Genomic DNA, 16,507 nt, shown 5'->3' on the forward strand with positions numbered 1-16,507 from the left:
TACCATGGAAGGGATGCTGAGTCTTCGATGATGGAACCCCGCGCGCGCGTTGTGCTGCTTTCTCCCACGCGCCTGGCCGACGTACGCCGGCGTACCGGCGACTTCTCCGACAGGACCATCGCCGAAGCGTGTGCCATCGGGCTGTCGTACTGGGCCACCGGCCGCAGCCCCGACGGCATCGACCTCACCCCCGGCACGCTGTTCGCCGACGTCCTCGGCTGGGTCGACAACGGCGGTGCCGGACCCGGCGGTTGGCAGGTCGGCCCGGACGGTGTGGACGGCGTGGAAGGTGCGGACGTCTCGGACGGCCGCAGCATCACCGTCCCGGAAGGCGTCGAGCTCGCCGAGGCCCAACTCGCCCTCGACGACCTGGCCGACTTCCCCGACCGGCCCCTCGGCACCATCGGCCCGTCCGACGTGACCACACGGCTCGAAGCCCTGACCGGGTGGAACGACACCCACGCCGACCGGGTCCGCCCGACCGTCGTGGAGCTGTTCCGCGAGCAGGCGCGGACCCGGCCGGACGCCGTCGCCGTCGTCGACGAGCACCGCTCGCTGACCTACCGTCAGGCAGCCGAGCTGTCCGGCCAGTTGGCCCATCGTCTGATCGAACGCGGGCTCACCGCCGAGCAGGTCGTCGGCATCTCGCTCGGCCGCTCCGCCGACATGGTGATCGGCCTGCTCGGCGTGCTCCAGGCGGGCTGCGCGTTCGTGCCCCTCGACCCGCAGTGGCCGGCCGCCCGCCGTGCCGTCGTCATCGAGGACGCCCGCGTCGTCGTCCAGCTCAACGACTCGGGCGAGCACGCCCCGGAGGAACCGGAAGCCGTCGCCGTGGACCTCGGCGACTGGGCGTACGGCTCCTACCCGGCCGAGGCGCCCGAAGTCGCCGTCCCCGGCGACGCGCTGGCGTACGTGATCTTCACGTCCGGTTCGACCGGGCGGCCCAAGGGCGCGATGATCCGGCACGAGGCGATCAGCGAGCGCCTGCTGTGGCAGGTCGACGAGATCCTGCACTTCGGCCACGACGACGCCTCGCTGTTCAAGGCGCCGCTCTCCTTCGACATCTCCATCAACGAGATCTTCCTGCCGCTGGTCAGCGGCGGCCGGCTGGTGGTCCTGCGGCCCGGCGGCGAACGCGACCCGCACCATCTGCTGAGCGTGATCGCCGAACAGCGCGTCACCTTCACCTACCTGGTGTCGTCCATGCTGGACGTGCTGCTGGAGATCGCCGGCGACTCCGGACGGCTGGACAGCCTGCGGCACGTGTGGTGCGGCGGCGAGGTGCTCACCCCGGAGCTGTACGAACGGTTCCGCACCCGGCTCGACATCCCCATGTACCACGGCTACGGCCCGGCCGAGACGACGATCGGCGTCTCGCACGTCATCTACCGGGGAGCGGCGGAACGCCTGTCGACGTCCATCGGCAAGGCCAACCCCAACACCCAGCTGTACGTGCTGGACGACGAGCTGCGCCCGGTCCCCGTCGGCGTCGGCGGCGAGCTGTACGTGGGCGGCTTCCTGCTGGGGCGCGGCTACGTCAACGCGCCCGGCCTGACCGCGTCCCGGTTCGTCGCGAACCCCTTCGCCGACGACGGCTCCCGGCTCTACCGGACCGGCGACCTGGCGAGGTTCGCCCCCGACGGGTCGCTGGACTTCCTCGGCCGCGCCGACAACCAGATCAAGATCCGCGGCATGCGGCTGGAGATCGAGGACGTCGAGGTCGGCCTCGCCGAACACCCCGGAGTACGGCACACCTGCGTCGTCGCGAAGAAGAACTCGGCGGGCGGCACCTACCTGGTGGGCTATGTGATCCCGGCCGCCGGCAGCGCCGAGCTGCGCGCCGACGACGTCAAGACGTGGGCCGTCGAGCACATGGTGGAGTACATGGTGCCCACCCACATCGTCGTGCTGACGGAGTTCCCGCTCACCGCGAACGGCAAGCTCGACCGCAACGCGCTGCCCGAGCCCGTGGTGGTCACCGGCACGATCGTCCCGCCCGGCACCGAGAACGAACGCATCGTGTGCGCGGCGGTCGCGGCGGTGCTGCGGCTGGACGAGGTCGGCGTCGACCAGGACATCTTCCGGCTCGGCGGCGACAGCATCCTGGCGATCTCGCTGCTCTCCGCCCTGCGCGAGGCGGGTCTCCATGTCACGGCACGGCAGATCTTCACCCACAGCGTCGTCGGGGCGCTGGCGGCGGTGGCCGGCCGGGAGGACGTCTCCACGGTCGACCACGGCGACGTGCCGACCGGCTCCGTCGTGGGATCGCCCATCGTGCAGTGGCTCGGCGAGACCACCGACGCGATTCGTGGCTTCGTGCAGTCGGTCGTGCTGAACACCCCGGCCGAGCTGACCGCCGACTCCCTCGACGAGATCCTCGCCGCCGTCCTCGGCCGGCACGACATGCTGCGCGCCCGGCTCGTGCGCGGCGACCGCTGGAGCTTCGACATCCCCGAGCCGGGCCCCACCGCCGGGGTCTGGCAGGAGAGCGACCGACCGCTCGACGCGTGCGTGGCGCTCGCCACCGACGCTCTGGACCCGGCGGACGGCGCGATGCTGCGCGCCGTCTGGCGGCGGGCGGCGCGACAACTGGTCGTGGTCGTCCACCACGTGGTGATCGACGGCGTGTCCTGGCGGGTCCTGATGGACGACCTGGCCACGGCCTGGCGGCAGTCCGCCGCCGGCGTGCCGATCGAACTGCCCCCGGTCGGCACGTCGTTCCGGCGCTGGACACAGGCGCTGGAACGCGCGGCGTTCGACGCGGACAGCGCCTACTTCTGGCGTCCCCTGCCGGGAACGGACGAGCCGGTCGGCAGACGCGCGCTGTCCGAAGCCGACACCGTCGCCCGGGAACGGGTGCGGACCGTCTCCGTCGGCCCCGACGTCACGGCCGCGCTGCTGGGCGAGATCCCCGCGAAGTTCCACGCGGGAGTCAACGACGTCCTGCTGACCGCGCTCGCCGTCACCCTCGCCCGCTGGCGCCGGGACCTCGGCCAGGACCAGACGTTCGCGCACATCGAGCTCGAAGGCCACGGCCGCGAAGGACAGTTCGTCGCGGACGCCGTCGGCTTCGAACCCGAACTCTCGCGCACCGTGGGCTGGTTCACCACCCTGTTCCCGGTCACCGTGGACCCCGGCCCGGCCCCCGACCTCACCGCCCCCGCATACCTGGCCGCCGCGCTCAAGGCCGTCAAGGAAGACCTCGCCCGGGTGCCCGACAACGGCGTCTCCTACGGCGCCCTGCGCTACCTGACCCGGACCGAGTTCGACGCCCCGGCGCCGCAGGTGCTCTTCAACTACCTCGGCCGCTTCGACGCCGGCTCCTCCGAGCACTGGCAACTCGCCGGAACGACCGGACAGTTGGGCGAGAAGCGCGACCCGAGGATGCGCCTGCCGCGCGCCCTGGAGTTCAACGCGATCGCCGAACCCGCCGCCACCGGCGGATACGAGCTGGTCACCACCGTCTCCTGGCCCGACGCCATGTTCACCGACGAGGACATCGAGACGGTCGGCGCCTACTTCCGGGAGGCCCTGGCAGGCCTGGCCGCACTGGAGGAAGGCGGCCACTCGCCCAGCGACTTCGCCGCGGTGCCCCTCACCCAGGCCGACGTCGACGACCTGGACGGCCCGACGCTGCGGGACATCCTGCCGCTGACCCCGCTCCAGGAGGGCCTGTACTTCCACTCGGTCTTCGACGACGACTCGGCCGGCGCCTACGTCGAGCAGCAACTGCTCACACTGAGCGGGGAGGTGGACGCCCATCGGCTCGCCGCGGCCGCCACCCGGCTGCTCACGCTGTACCCGAACCTGGCCGCCCGGTTCACGTCCCTCGCCGACGGCCGTGTGGTCTCCGTCCTGGAGAGCGCAGTCGAGGCCCCCTTCACCACGCTCGACCGCCCCGGCATCACCGACGCCGAGATACGCGAGTACGCCGAGCGCGACCGCCGTGCCGGATTCGACCTGGCCACCGGCCCGTTGATGCGCTACACGCTCATCCGCGCCGGCATCGGCCGCAGCATCCTGGTGCAGACCGTGCACCACATCATCGCCGACGGCTGGTCGGTGCCGCCGATGCTCCGTGCACTGCTGGCCGAGTACCACGCGCCGGGGACGGTGTACCCGCTCGGCGGCTTCCCCGACTATGTGCGCCGGCTCGCCGAACTCGACGACGACGAGAGCGACCGGGTCTGGGGCGAACAGCTCGCCGAGCTGCCCGGCCCCTCGCTGGTCGCCGAAGGGCACACCCCCTCCGACCGCTTCACCGACATCGCGGTGGAGCCGGGCGAGGACATCGACGCGGCCGTCCGCTCGGCCGGCGTGCCGCTGAGCGTGGCCGTGCACAGCGCGTGGGCGGTGACGCTGGGCGGCCTTCTGCACGGCCGTGACGTGGTGTTCGGCTCCACGGTCTCCGGACGCGACGCGGATGTGCCCGGCATCGAGGACATGGTGGGTCTGTTCATCAACACGATCCCCGTGCGCGCCCGGTGGACCCCTGCCACCACCTCGTCCGACCTCCTCGCCGCGGTGCGCGAACACCAGAGCGCGGTACTGCCGCACCAGCACGTCTCGCTGGCGCGGATCGGCCGCCAGGCCGGCGCCGGCTCCCTGTTCGACACCCTGGTGGTGTTCGACGTCGCCACCGACGTGGCCGGTCTGCGTCGGCCCGGCGACACGCTGGTCATCGCCGACATCGTCAACGAGGGCGCTCCGCACTACCCGTTGACCCTCGTCGTGGAGCGCGCGCTCGACGGCCGTCCGCGCTTCAACCTGATCTACGACGGCGAACTGCTGCGGGAGTCGAGCGCCCGGACGATCCTGGACACCTTCACCGAGACCCTCACCGGCCTGCTCACCCGGCCCGAGGCCCTGGTCGACGAGCTCGCGCCCGAGCGGGCCCCACGCCCCGAGCAGGCCACCGCGACGACCCTGGGCGGTCTGTTCGACGCCGCCGCGCACCGCGACCCCGCCGCCACCGCCGTCACCCAGTGCGCCCTCGACGGCGGCACCCGGTCCCTGACCTACGGCGAACTGGCCGACGCCAAGGACGAGTTGGCCTCGACCCTGCGCGCGGCCGGCGTCCGGCCGGGCAAGCGGGTCGCCGTGGCCGTCCCGCGCTCCCTCGAACAGGTCGTCGCCCTGGTCGCGATCGTCACCGCGGGCGGCGCGTACGTGCCGCTGGACCTGGCGTACCCGGACGAACGGCTGGAGTACATCCTCGCCGACGCGGCCCCGCAGGTCGTTCTCGTGGAGCGCGAGCAGCGCGACCGCTTCACCGGGCTGCTGGCCCGGGCGGGCGTCTCGGCGCGCGTGCTCGTCCAGGGGGAGGAGCTGCCGCAGGATCTCGGCACCGAGCCCGAGGTCGGCCCGCACGACCCCGCGTACGTGATCTACACGTCCGGGTCGACCGGCCGGCCCAAGGGCGTCGTCGTCCCGCACTCCAGCGTGGTGTCGCTGCTCGCGGGCACCCGGCCCGACATGGACTTCGGCCCGCAGGACGTGTGGGTCCAGTTCCACTCCTTCTCCTTCGACTTCGCGGTCTGGGAGCTGTGGGGCGCGCTGGCCCACGGCGGTGAGCTGCTGGTGCCCGAGTACGGGCTGACCCGCTCCCCGGTCGACTTCCACCGGCTGGTCCGCGAGCGCGGAGTGACCGTGCTCAACCAGACCCCGTCGGCGTTCTACCAGTTCATCGAGGCCGACCGGCACGCCGGAGAGCCGGTTCCCGCACTACGCCGGATCGTCTTCGGCGGCGAGGCGCTCGACCTCGGGCGACTGCGCGGCTGGGTCGAACGGCACGGCACGGGCCGACCCGAGCTGGTCAACATGTACGGCATCACCGAGACCACGGTCCATGTCACCCACCGGGTGCTGACCGACGAGGACTTCGCCCTCGGCGACGACGTCAGCCCGATCGGCGGTCCGATCCCCGGCCTGGTCACCTATCTGCTCGACGACCGGCTCCGGCCGGTGCCGCCGGGCCGGGTGGGCGCGATCTACGTGGCCGGCGACCAGGTGTCGCTCGGCTACCTGGGCAGGCCCGGGCTGACCGCGGGCCGGTTCGTGGCAAACCCGTTCGCGGGCGACGGCTCCCGCATGTACCACACGGGCGACCTCGCCCGCCGTACCCTCGACGGCGAGCTGGAGTTCGCCGGCCGCGCCGACGACCAGGTCCAACTCAAGGGCTTCCGCATCGAGTTGGGCGAGGTGGAGGCCGCGATCCGGGGACTCGCCTCCGTGGTCGACGTCGCCGTCACCGTGGCGGACAGCGGCGACCACCTGGTCGCCCACATCGTGGGCCGGGCGCCGGCCGATCTCACCGACCTGCTGTCGGCGAAGCTGCCCGTGCACATGGTGCCGGGGCGGGTCCTGACCGTCGACGCCCTGCCGCTGACGGTCAACGGCAAGCTGGACCGCAAGGCACTGGCCGCGCACGCCGCACAAGCACAGGCACAGGCACCGGACGACACCCCGGCGGCCGCGAACGACTCCGCGCTCGCCGCGTTGGTCGGCATCTTCGCCGACACCCTTCCCGGCTCCGATGCCGACGCCGACACCGACTTCTTCCGGGCCGGAGGCGACAGCATCGTCGCCATCACCGTCGTCAACCGGGCCAGGGCGCTCGGACTGCCGATCGCGCCCCGGGACGTGTTCCTGCTGCGGACGCCTCGCGCGCTCGCCGAGCAGCTGGGGACGGCGAGCACCCCGCAGCCCGTGGCCGCTGTGCCCGCCCGCCGCGAGGACGGCCCGCTGACACCGACCCCGATCATCCTGCGCCAGCGCGAACTGGGCGGCTCGCTCGCCCGGTTCGCCCAGGCCAGGACGCTGACGGTCGCCGAGGGCGCCGGGTTCGCCGACGTCGAGCGCGCCGCGAACGCCGTCGTGGCCGCGCACCCGGCCCTGCGGCTGCGGCTGCGCGTCGAGCACGGGGTGTGGGCCCTGCGCACCGAACCGGCGACCCGCGAGGTCACCGTCGTCCGGCCGGACACGACCGACGCGACGGCCGTGGCGAACGAGGCCGCCGACCGGCTCGATCCCGAGGCCGGGGACGTCGTCGCGTTCGCCTGGCTGGAGGCGAGCCGGACCCTGGTGGTCACCGTGCACCACCTCGCCGTCGACTCGGTGTCCTGGCTGGTCCTCCTCGACGACCTGGCCACCGCGCTGACCGGCGCGGCCCTGCCGCCGCCGACCACCTCCTACGCCGAGTACGCCGAAGCGCTGACGCTCCGGTCCGCGCAGGCCGTCGACGACCTCGGGCGCTGGGTCGACACGCTCCAGGCGCCCGCCCTGCTGCCCGCGATCGAGGGGCTGCGCGAGACCACCGTCGTGCTCGCCCCCGACGTCAGCGACCGGGTGACGCGGACCGCGCCCGCCGCACTCGGCGTCGGGCTCACCGAGTTGCTGTGCGGCGCGCTGCGCACCGCGCTGACCCGCGTCCAGCCGGCGCCCACCGATCTCGCGATCGAGCTGGAGCGGCACGGCCGGGTCCCGGTCCTCGAGAACCACGACTACACCCGCACGGTCGGCTGGTTCACCTCCATCGCGCCCGTGCGGCTCACCGCGCACACCGACCCCGTCGCGGCGGCCCGCGAGCTCGTCGAACGCCAGCCGGACGAGCGCGGGCACGTCGCCTACGGCCGGCTCAGGTACCTCAACCCGCAGACGGCCCCGCTGCTGACCGCCCGCCCGCAGGTGCTGTTCAACTACCTCGGCCGGGGCAGCGAGTCCCAGGCGCTGCACCTCACCGGCGGCGACCAGGGCAGCCCGTACGCCGTCGAGGTCAACGCGTGGATCGACGCGGCCACCGGCAGCCTGCACACGGCGTTCACGCTCGCCGAGGGCATCCCCGACGAGATCACCGAGCACTGGCGCAGCGCGCTGGAAGGCATCGCGGACGTCTCCGCCACGGCCGAACGCACGGCGCCGGTCACCCCGCTCCAGCGAGGTCTGTACTTCCAGGCCCAGATGGCGGGCTCGGCCGGACACTACGTCGCACAGAGCTGGTTCACCTTCGACCGGCGCCTGGACACCGACGCGCTGGCCGAGGCGATGACGCACGTGATCGCCCGGCACCCGGTCGTGGGAGCCGGCTTCACCACCGACGACGACGGCAACCCGGTCCAGGTCCTCTCGGCGGGCCGGCGGGTCGACGTCCGCACGGTCGAGCTGTCGACGGACGCGGAGGTCGAAGAGCTGCGCGCCCGCGACCGCGACACGGGATTCGACCCCGGTGAGCCCCCGCTGATCCGGCCGACCGTGGTCCGTCTCCCCGACGGCCGCGACGGCCTGCTGCTCAGCTACCACCTGCTGCTGTGGGACGGCTGGTCCCGCGAGATCGTGCTGCGCGACCTGTTCGACGCCTACGAGGCCGTCCTCGCGGGCGAGCCCTGGGACGCGGCCCCCGCCACGCCGAGCTTCGAGGACTACGCCCGGGAGCTCGACGCCAAGGACTCGGCGGTATCGGAACGCTTCTGGGCCGAGCATCTGGCCGCTCTCCCCGGCCCGACGCTGCTCGCCGGACCGACGCCGGCCCTCTCGGACGACCTGCCGAGCGCGCTTGTGCAGGCGCTGACCGTCGAGCAGTCCGAACTGCTGCGGGAAGCCGCCCGCGTGCACGGCGTCACGCTGAACTCGGTGCTGACCGGTGCGTTCGGCCTGCTGCTCGGCGCCCACACGGGCCGCAGCGACGCCGTGTTCGGGGTGACCGTCTCCGGCCGGGACGGCGACGGCCTGGACGGCATCGTCGGCGTGCTCCTCAACACCGTCCCGCAGTGGACGCGGGCCAGGCCCGACGACACCGTCCGGGAGTATCTGCTCGCCGTGCAGGCGGCCCGGGTCGAGGCGATGGAGCACGAGCACCTCGGGCTCGGCGAGATCCAGCGGGCCAGCGGTCACGACACGCTGTTCGACAACCTGTTCGTGCTCCAGAACTTCCTGGACATGGACGCGTTCGCCGAGATGAACGCCCGGCACGGCATCACCGCGGTGAAGGCCGACGACTCGACCCACTACCCCTTCACCTGGGTCGTCACGCCCGGCGACCGGCTCACGGTCAAGCTGGAGTACCGCGACGACGACACCGCGGGCGCCCGCCGTCTCCTCGACGACTACCTGCGGGTGCTCGAGGACCTGGCCCGCTCGACCGGCCCGGTCGGCGCGCTGCGGGGCCCGGCTCCGGAGCCCGAGCGCGCCGAACGCACCGACGTCGGCACGGACACCGTCGTCGACCGCTTCGACCTGGCCGCGGACCGCGACCCGGAGCGGGTCGCGCTCGTCGCCCACGGCTCGACCATGACCTTCGGCCGACTCCGCGACCGCAGCCGGGCGGTGGCGGGCGTCCTCGCCCAGCGCGGCATCGGCCCCGAGACGAACGTGGGTCTCGCGATCCCGCGCTCCCTCGACTGGATCGTGGCGCTGTTCGCCGTGCTGCGCGTCGGCGCCGCGTATGTGCCGCTGGAGCTGGACCACCCGGACGAGCGGATCGCCGCGATCGTGGCGGACGCCCGCCCGGACGTCACCCTCACCGTGAGCACGGTGTCGCCCCGGCTGACCGGCGACCTCATCGAGCTGGACCGCCCGCTGCCCGACGCCGAGCCGTATCGGACGTTCACGCCGGACGACCCGGACCGGCTGCGGCACCCCGCGTACACGATCTACACCTCCGGCTCGACCGGGAAGCCCAAGGGCGTGGTGACCGAGTACGCCGGGCTCACCAACATGCTGATCAACCATCAGCGCCGCATCTTCGAACCGGTGTTGGCCGACCACGGCCACCGGATCTTCCGGATCGCGCACACCGTGTCGTTCGCCTTCGACATGTCGTGGGAGGAGCTGCTCTGGCTCGCCGACGGGCATGAAGTGCACATCTGCGACGAGGAGTTGCGCCGTGACGCGCCCCGGCTGGTCGAGTACTGCCTCGAACACGGCGTCGACGTCATCAACGTGACCCCGACCTACGCCCAACAGCTGGTCGCGGAAGGGCTGTTGGACAACCCGGCGCGACGGCCGGCGCTGGTCCTGCTGGGCGGCGAGGCCGTCACCCCGACCCTGTGGCAGCGGCTCGCCGAGACCGAGGGGACGGTCGGCTACAACCTGTACGGGCCCACCGAGTACACCATCAACACCCTCGGCGTCGGCACCTTCGAGTGCCAGGACCCGGTGGTGGGCGTCGCGATCGACAACACCGACGTGTACGTCCTGGACCCGTGGCTGCGGCCGCTGCCGGACGGTGTGCCCGGCGAGCTGTACGTGTCCGGCATCGGCATCGCGCGCGGCTATCTCGGCCAGTCGGCCCAGACCGCGCACCGGTTCGTCGCCTGCCCGTTCGGCGAGCCAGGCGCGCGCATGTACCGCACCGGCGACCTGGTGGCGCGGCGGCCCGACGGAAACCTGCTCTACCTGGGCCGCACCGACCAGCAGGTCAAGATCCGCGGCCACCGGGTCGAGCTGGGCGAGGTGGAGGCCGCGTTCGCGGCGCACCCGGCGGTGCGCTTCGTCGCCGCCGTGGCCCAGCCCGACCCGCAGGTCGACGGCTCCTACCGACTGGCCGCCTATCTCGTCCTGGACGGCGCCGAGTTGGCTGCCGTCGCCGCCGAAGTGGGCGCCGCGCTGCCGGACTTCCTGCGCCCGACGCACTTCGCCCAGGTCGACAGCATCCCGCTGACGGTGAACGGGAAGGCTGACACCAAGGCGTTGCCGGAGGCCAAGCCGCTCGGCGCGCTGACGACGGCGGGGGAGCGCGGCCCTCGGACCGAGACCGAGACGACGGTCTGCGAGTTCTTCGCCGAGGCACTCGACCTGGACGACGACGAGGTGAGCGCGGTGAGCGACTTCGTGTCCCTCGGAGGGCACTCCATGCTGGCGGTGCGGCTGAACGGGCTGCTCCGCCGGGAGTACGGTCCTGTCATCACCATCCGTGACCTGTTCACCCTGCGAACCCCGGAAGCGATTGCCCGCCATCTCGATGACAACTCCTGACACGCAGCGGCCCCGCCCGGGGTCCGACATCCTCAAGTCCGCGCTGCGCCGCAACGTCGGCGCCATGGTCTGGGGCACCGTCCTCATGGGCCTCTACCAGGCCGGTGAGACGGCCTTTCCCATCGCGCTCGGCCTGATCGTCGAACACACCATGCAGGGCGACCGGAACCTCGGCGCGCTCGCCGTGTCGATCGGCGCGCTCGCCGCGATCATCACGACCGTGTCGCTGTCGTGGCGGTTCGGCATGCGCATCCTGCAGAAGGCCAACACGACCGAGGCGCACCGCTGGCGGGTCGAGGTCGCTGCCTGCGGCCTCCAGCCGGTGGCCCGGGACATGGACCTCAAGTCCGGCGAGGTGCTGACCATCGCCACCGAGGACGCCGACCAGACCGCCGACATCATCGAGGTGGTGCCGCTGCTGATCAGCTCGCTGGTCGCGGTGGTGGTCGCGGCGGTCGCACTGGGCCTGGCCGACCTGCGGCTCGGCGCGCTGGTGATCGTTGGAACCGTCGCGATCCTGTCGATCCTCAGCGTGATGTCCAAGCGGATCGGCGCGAGCACCCAGGAGCAGCAGGCCCGGGTGGCGCGGGCGGGCGCGAAGGTCGCCGACCTGATCATCGGCCTGCGCCCGCTGCACGGCTTCGGCGGCAACCACGCGGCGTTCCGGTCCTACCGGAAGGTCAGCACGGAGGCCAAGCACCAGGCGATCACCGTCGCCAAGGTGAACGGCGTGTACGCGGGCACCGCGCTGGCCCTCAACGCCATCCTGGCCGCCGCCGTGACCCTGACGGCGGGCTGGCTGGCGTTCGGCGGCGAGATCACCATCGGGGAGCTCGTCATGGCCGTCGGCCTGGCGCAGTTCATCATGGAGCCGCTCAAACTGTTCTCGGAGATGCCGAAGTACGTGATGATCGCGCGCGCGTCGGCCGCGCGGATGGCGCTGGTGCTGACCGCCCCGCCGGTGACGACCCCGGGACCGGAGCGCCCGGCCGCGGGCGGGGACCTGGAGATCGACTGCGTCCGGCACGGGTCCCTGCGCAAGCTGAAGCTCAAGGTGTCCGCCGGCGAGTTCGTGGCGATCGCCGCCTACCAGCCGCGCGCGGCGGCCGACCTCGCGTCGGTCCTGGCAGTGAACGTCCCGCCCGACGCGTACGACGGCGTGGTGCGGGTCGGCGGGCGGGAGCTGGCGGACCTGTCGGTCGAGGCGGTCCGCGCGCATCTGCTGGTGAACCCGTACGACGGGGAGATCTTCGCGGGCACCCTGCGCACCAACATCGACCCTTCGGGCACCAGCCGGAGTGTGCCCGAGGCCGTCGAGGCGTCCATGCTGACGGACGTCGTCGCCCTGCACCGGGACGGGCTCGACTACGCCGTCCGCGACCGCGGCGCGAACCTCTCCGGGGGGCAGCGTCAACGTCTGTCGCTGGCCCGCGCGTTGGCCGCCGACACCGACGTCCTCGTCCTGCACGACCCGACGACCGCCGTGGACGCGGTCACCGAGCAGCTCATCGCCCGCAACGTCGCGAAGCTGCGCCGGGGCCGCACCACCGTCGTCATCACCAGCAGCCCGGCCCTGCTGGACGCCGCCGACCGGGTCCTGGTCCTGGACGACGGCGCCATCACGGCAGAGGACACCCACCGCAACCTCTTGGCGAGGGACGAGGACTACTGCGCGGCGGTGGCGCGGTAGCGCCCCATAGGGGCGCGGGGAACTGCGCGCTCAGCCCCCACCGGGCCCGCAGGCAACTACGGCGTTGCGAGAACCCAGGCGACGTCCCTCAACAGGGCATGCCGCCATCCGACCCGGTCATGGCCGGAGGCCGACCGGGAAACCTGCACGGTCGCACCGGCCTCCTCGGCCAGCGATTCAACCACCGCGCAGTGGGGCAGCATGCCCGGCTCGTGCTCCCCGACGTCGAACGCGACCCGCAGGCCCGACAGGTCGGGCTTGTTGGCCCGCAGCAGCGCAGCGACTGCGCCCCCGACGGCCCCGTCGCGCAACGGATCCGGCAGATCCACGGCGTCGGGCGTCCACCAGAACGACCCCGACTGACAGGCGACGCGCGACACCAACTCCGGGTAGGCCAGCGCAGCGTACAGCGCGCTGAGCCCGCCCAGGCTCTGCCCGGCGACCACCAGCCGGTCCAGGTCGGCGGGCACGCCGGACTCCGCCACCAGCGGCAGCAGTTCGTCCCGGACCGCCTCCCACAGCTCGGGCCGGCACGCGAACTCGACCTGCCGGTCCTTGCTCGGGAGGAAGACGAGGGTGACGGGAGGCAGATCGCCGGCGGCGACGGCCGAGTCGAACGCGGTCATTGCCGGGTGCAGATACAGCCAGTCGTCCCCGTCGAGCAGCAGGACCACCGGTCCGCCGCCGCCCGCCGGGTGGACGCGCACGGTACGCCGTCCGCCGAGCCGTTCGCTGTTCCAGCGGATCCGGGTGCGCGGGACGGGCAGAACGTCGTCCGCGCCGACGACGGGCCAGTGCGGCTGGGCCGGCGCGTCCGGGGTCGCGGCGAGGGACCGGTCGCCGCCGGCGCCGACCGGGTTCAGCGGGTCGGCGCAGGCCGTGTCGTCCACGAGGAACTGGTAGGTCGTCCACCGCCGTTCGGGCATGGGCACCTGCGCGTACCAGCAGTCCGTGTCGCGCCACCGGCGCAGCGGGACCGACGGCGACCCGTCCTCGAAGCCGATGCTCGCCTGAGATCCGCGCCACAGGAACAGGGTCAGCCAACCGCCGTCCGGGGCGGGCGCCGAGGCGGGTGCCCCCGCCGCGGCCCAGAACTCGGCGCTGCCGGGCTCGCCGGGCAGCCCGAACGCGGCGAAGGAGGTGTCGGTCTCGGCATCCATGTCGGCCGGGGGGCGCATGAACGTCTCCTTGTGAGAGGGAAGCGGGAAACGCTAGGCTCAGCTTAATTAGGCGAGCCTAACCTAAGAATGGCGTTCCAAGGAGGCACCGCACATGAGCACCAACCCCTTCGACGACAGCGAAGGCCGTTTCCTGGTCCTGGTCAACCACGAGGGCCAGCACTCGCTTTGGCCGTCCTTCGCCGAGGTGCCCGGGGGGTGGACCGTCGTCTTCGAAGAGAACACCCGGGACGCGTGCCTGGAGCACATCGAGGCCAACTGGACCGACCTGCGCCCCCGTTCCCTCGCGGCGTCCAAGGACGCCTGACCCGCCGCATAGAGGCCCGCGCCCGGAGAAGAACCATGCTCACCCCCCACCCCGTCCCGCTCCCGGCCGCGTCGTCCGTCCTGCGCGTGCGCTCCGCACGCCAGGACGACGCCGCGGCGCTCGCGGCCCTGTCCCGGCCGTTCGTCCGCTCGGGAGCGCTGCGCGAGCGCCCCGCCTCGCTGTACGTCCGTCAGGCGGCCGAGTTCCTCGTGGCGGAGGCCGCCGACGGCACGCTCGACGGCTGTGTCGCCCTGCGGGTGCACGCGGCCTCCCTGGCGACCGGTCAAGGTCCCGTCGGCGTGCTGTACAACTTCTGCGTGGCGGGCCACCGGCAGGGGAACGGGGTGGGCGCACGGCTCATGACCGCCGTCCTCGCCCGGGCCGGCGCGCAGTCGCTGACGGCCCTGTACACGGCCACCGTGGGCAGCGGCGGGCTCTTTCTGCGCCACGGATTCACCCCGGCGTCCCCGCGCACGGCGCCGCCCGCCTGGACCAGGTCCCTGGACCCGCGCCGCGGCGCCCGGGTGCTGGCCCGGTTCCTGTGAGAGAACAGGAACCGGGGACGGTCACGTCCTGCCGGTCACGTCCGGTCCGTCATGCCTGTCCGTCACGTCATGCCTGGTCCGTCACGGCCGGTCCGTCTCCTCGTCCGGGACCACCGTCGTGCCGGGGCCGGTCCGGTCGAGGAGCCCCCGCAGCAGGGCGTGCGGCTCCCGGCCGTCGAGGACGTGCGCCCGGCGCACTCCGGACCGGACGGCCCGCAGACAGCCCTCCATCTTCGGCAGCATCCCGCTCGCCAGCCCCGGCAGCATCTCGTCCAACTCGGTGACGGTCAGCCGCTCGACCACCTCGGTGCTGTGCGGCCAGTCCGCGTACAGCCCCGCCACGTCGGTGAGCACCACGAGCCGCTCGGCGTCGAGCGCCGTGGCCAGCGCGGACGCCGCGAGATCGGCGTTGACGTTGTAGACCTCGCCGGCCGTGCCGCGGGCCACCGGTGAGAGCACCGGGATGCGCCCCTGGTCCAGCAGGGCGCGCACGGTGTCCGGGTTCACGTCCACGATGTCGCCGACGAGGCCGATGTCCACCGGGCGGCCGTCCACCCAGGCCGGCCGCCGCCGCGCGGTCATCGTGTGCGCGTCCTCGCCCGTCATGCCCACGGCGAAGGGGCCATGGGCGTTGATGCAGCCGACCAGCTCCCGCTGCACCCGCCCGGTCAGCACCATGCGCACCACTTCCATGGTCTCCGGGGTGGTCACGCGCAGCCCCGCCTCGAAGCGGACCTCCAGCCCGAGGCGGTCCAGCATGGCGCTGATCTGGGGCCCGCCGCCGTGTACGACGACCGGACGCAGCCCGGCCCGCCACAGTTCCACGACGTCCTCGGCGAACGCGCGCTGCAGGCTCGCGTCCACCATGGCGTTGCCGCCGTACTTGACGACCACCACGCTGCCGCGCAGCTCCGGCGGCCAGGGAGACGACCCGAGGGATTCCCGGGCGGCGGTCACAGTCACGGAGCCACTCCATTTCATGGACGGGCACAGCCTTTCGGGCAGGCCCGGGTCGACGGTCATGCGGTCACGCCTGGCGCCGTCCGCGGTGCAGGAGCAGATCGCGCAGCAGGGCGTCCGTCGTGCGGACCACGCTGCCGCGTGCGCTCCAGCGAAGCGCCATGGTGTGCTCCTCGGCGGAGAAGTCGGCCACGGCGTCGGCGACGACGAAGGGCTGGAAGCCGTTCATGAAGGCGTCCGCCGCCGTCAGCAGGACGCCGAGGTGGGCGTACACCCCACAGACGATCAGCTGGTCGCGGCCCTCCGAGCGCAGCAGCCGGTCGAGGCGGCTGCGCAGGAAGGCGTTGTGGCGCACATTGCCCAGCAGGTGCTCGCCGGGGCGTGGGGCGAGGGAGTCGATGATCCCGACGGCGTCGGGCTCGTCGACGGACTCCGGGATCTCGTCGTCCGGCTCCGGCGCCTGGACGCAACTGCTCGGCTGTTCCCCGGCGGGCTCGGCGCTGAACACGACCGGCATGGCGAGTGCTCCGGCGAGCTCCCGGAGCGCGGTGATGTTCTCCACGAGTTCCACCACGGGGGAGCGCCCCGCGGGGAACGTGCCGACCAGCTGGTTCTGCATGCCGTGGATCAGCAGCGCGCCGCGCGCGGGATCGATCCTCCAGGAGGCGTACGACCGAGGGAGGGCGGAGCCGTCCGGCATGGGATAGGAGGAGATGGCCGGCAAGCCCATGGGTGTCTTCCTCCCTGCACGACGCGCCTGCGGATCAGTGCCCTCCGAGTTTCTTAGGTTAGCCTAAACTAAGAAGTGCTTGAGGGGATCCTCTCAACAGCCTTTCGGCGAAGGCGTGTTGAGGGC

7 protein-coding genes are annotated in these 16,507 nt (G+C 72.6%); 4 read left to right on the plus strand and 3 right to left on the minus strand.

Annotated features, from left to right (window positions below; translation table 11 throughout):
* Window positions 1-27 precede the first annotated feature (27 nt).
* Window positions 28-10,971: an amino acid adenylation domain-containing protein gene (locus ABZ725_RS13665; protein ID WP_358802860.1), complete on the plus strand. Its 10,944-nt coding sequence runs from the start codon at window positions 28-30 to the stop codon at window positions 10,969-10,971.
* Window positions 10,958-12,661 (plus strand): ABC transporter ATP-binding protein, encoded by a 1,704-nt coding sequence (locus ABZ725_RS13670; RefSeq protein WP_358802861.1) that lies wholly within the window; start codon window positions 10,958-10,960, stop codon window positions 12,659-12,661. Before ABZ725_RS13665 ends, ABZ725_RS13670 begins: the two co-directional genes overlap by 14 nt.
* 56 nt (window positions 12,662-12,717) lie before the next feature.
* Here ABZ725_RS13670 and ABZ725_RS13675 read toward each other — a convergent pair whose 3' ends face one another.
* On the minus strand, window positions 12,718-13,839 hold the full coding sequence (locus ABZ725_RS13675) for an alpha/beta hydrolase-fold protein (RefSeq protein ID WP_358802862.1): 1,122 nt from the start codon (window positions 13,837-13,839) through the stop codon (window positions 12,718-12,720).
* A 94-nt stretch (window positions 13,840-13,933) separates the two neighbouring features.
* On the opposite strand from ABZ725_RS13675, the gene ABZ725_RS13680 reads away from it, so the two are divergent.
* Entirely contained in the window at window positions 13,934-14,146 is a 213-nt protein-coding gene (locus tag ABZ725_RS13680) for an MbtH family protein (RefSeq protein ID WP_351902188.1), read from the plus strand.
* A gap of 35 nt (window positions 14,147-14,181) precedes the next feature.
* Window positions 14,182-14,691 (plus strand): GNAT family N-acetyltransferase, encoded by a 510-nt coding sequence (locus ABZ725_RS13685; protein ID WP_358802863.1) that lies wholly within the window; start codon window positions 14,182-14,184, stop codon window positions 14,689-14,691.
* A gap of 81 nt (window positions 14,692-14,772) precedes the next feature.
* Here the strand turns inward: ABZ725_RS13685 and argB are convergent, their stop codons facing one another.
* Both argB and ABZ725_RS13695 read right to left on the minus strand, forming a co-directional pair.
* On the minus strand, window positions 14,773-15,648 hold the full coding sequence (gene argB / locus ABZ725_RS13690) for an acetylglutamate kinase (protein ID WP_358803252.1): 876 nt from the start codon (window positions 15,646-15,648) through the stop codon (window positions 14,773-14,775).
* 70 nt (window positions 15,649-15,718) lie between these two features.
* On the minus strand, window positions 15,719-16,381 hold the full coding sequence (locus ABZ725_RS13695; protein WP_358802864.1) for an isochorismatase family protein: 663 nt from the start codon (window positions 16,379-16,381) through the stop codon (window positions 15,719-15,721).
* Between the last annotated feature and the right edge of the window lie 126 nt (window positions 16,382-16,507).

The sequence above is a fragment of the Streptomyces sp. NPDC006872 genome, from assembly GCF_040635845.1.
Classification (GTDB): domain Bacteria; phylum Actinomycetota; class Actinomycetes; order Streptomycetales; family Streptomycetaceae; genus Streptomyces.

What these genes read in the sequence shown, in the direction of transcription:
- ABZ725_RS13675 (WP_358802862.1), bottom strand. Translation starts at nt 13,839, where the DNA reads ATGCGCCCCCCGGCCGACATGGATGCCGAGACCGACACCTCCTTCGCC.
- ABZ725_RS13670 (WP_358802861.1), top strand. Translation starts at nt 10,958, where the DNA reads ATGACAACTCCTGACACGCAGCGGCCCCGCCCGGGGTCCGACATCCTC.
- ABZ725_RS13680 (WP_351902188.1), top strand. Translation starts at nt 13,934, where the DNA reads ATGAGCACCAACCCCTTCGACGACAGCGAAGGCCGTTTCCTGGTCCTG.
- ABZ725_RS13695 (WP_358802864.1), bottom strand. Translation starts at nt 16,381, where the DNA reads ATGGGCTTGCCGGCCATCTCCTCCTATCCCATGCCGGACGGCTCCGCC.
- ABZ725_RS13665 (WP_358802860.1), top strand. Translation starts at nt 28, where the DNA reads ATGATGGAACCCCGCGCGCGCGTTGTGCTGCTTTCTCCCACGCGCCTG.
- ABZ725_RS13685 (WP_358802863.1), top strand. Translation starts at nt 14,182, where the DNA reads ATGCTCACCCCCCACCCCGTCCCGCTCCCGGCCGCGTCGTCCGTCCTG.